Consider the following 1,861-nt stretch of genomic DNA (forward strand, 5'->3'; position numbering starts at 1 on the left):
CCTTCACACACGGTGGTAGCTAACGCTCCCGCACTGGCTACTGGTAAGGCATTGCCAATCACGGTCGCACTAGCGGACGCCGTACAGGTGCCACTGCTCACACTCACCGTGTAGAGACTAGCCCCTACCGTCGTCACATTCACCGGTAGAACCGCTCCCGGCTGGTTAACCACTCCCGGACCGTTCCACACATAGCTCACTCCAGCCGTGGTGCTGCTGGCCGTCAGGGTCACTGCCCCGCCTACACACACACTGGTCAAAGACGGACTGATGCTTACACTGGGTGAGCCGGGATCACTTAGACTAGTCGTCTGAGTCGTTGACGAACAGCCCCCTGCACTCACCGCATAAATACTATAACTACCCGCCGCTAAGCCTGTCAGGTTCACCGGACTGGTGCTACTCACCAGCGTGCCACTGCTGGCTCCACTGCTGTAGATAATCGTATAGGTACTGCCCACTGGCAGCCCATTTAAACTCAAGTCGATACGTCCATCTCTCTGACCACATGCTGATGGAACGCTGCTGGCTAAAATGCCCACTGTTGGTGTGGCGGGTGCCGACAGGGTCGCTGTCGTTGAAGCCAGCCCACAGCTGGTAGCTCCTGTTACACTCAGGCTGTAAGCACCCCCACTCAGACCCGTCAGGGTGAAGGGGGAGCTGAGCACGGTGGTGATGGCCGAGCCTCCGTTCACAGTGTAGGACACCGTATAGCTGTTGGGGGCACTCAGACCGCCTAGGCGGATGCTGCCGTTGGGCTGGCTGCAACTGGTCGGGTCAGTGCTGGCCAGTATACTTAACGTAAGACTGGGGTTGACCGTCACGGACACCGTGCCCGTGTTCACGCACCCTGCGTTGGTCACCGTCACCGTGTAAGTGTTGACTCCACTGGGGGCCGAGTTGACCACCACGCTACTGGCGTTGGTGGGTGGACTCAAGCCTGGGCCATCCCACTGATAAGTGTCTCCGCTGGAATTAGCCGTTAAGGTAAAGGATTGACCCGCACACACGCTCGGTGAGCTGGCCGTTGGGGACACATCGATTAGATCTTGCACCACTACCGTCACCGTGGCCGCTGGTGAGACGCAGCCATTGACCGTCTGGGTGACGCTGTAAACTAGGTTCGTCCGAGCCGGTGGACTCACCACCGTAACACTCGAGCCTGTAGCTATAAAGCCATTAGGGCCTGTCCAGTTAAAGGTCGCATTGGCTAGGCCACTAGCCGTTAGCACCGCATCACTACCCGAACACACAGTGACCGGGTTGGGATTCACCGTTGGCGCTGGTAGGCTAGTTGGTGCCGACAGGGTCGCTGTCGTTGAAGCCACACCACAACTGGTAGCCACACTCACACTGTAAGCACCCCCACTCAGACCTGTCAGGGTGAAGGGGGAGCTGAGCACGGTGGTGATGGCTGAGCCCCCGTTCACAGTGTAGGACACCGTATAGCTGTTGGGGGCACTCAGACCGCCTAGGCGGATGCTGCCGTTGGGCTGGCTGCAACTGGTCGGGTCAGTGCTGGCCAGTATACTTAACGTAAGAGCCTGGGGTACACTGATGCTCACACTGGTGGTCGAGCTACAGCCCGTTGCGTTGCTCACCGTTACCACATACGTGCCCGCATTGGCTGGGCTGGCATTGGTAATGATGGGGTTCTGAGACAGGCTGGTGTAGCTGTTGGGCCCACTCCAGCTGTAGCTGGTGCCTCCGCTGGCCGTCAGGTTGATGCTTGAGCCTTCACACACGGTGGTAGCTAACGCTCCCGCACTGGCTACTGGTAAGGCATTGCCAATCACGGTCGCACTAGCGGACGCCGTACAGGTGCCACTGCTCACACTCACCGTGTAGAGACTAGCCCCTA

General features: G+C 58.8%; 1 pseudogene. It reads right to left on the reverse strand.

The features are described from left to right. Nucleotides 1–1,861, reverse strand: a pseudogene (locus ACYVFD_RS35915) (hypothetical protein); the annotation flags it as partial.

It is taken from the genome of Spirosoma gilvum, assembly GCF_054776815.1.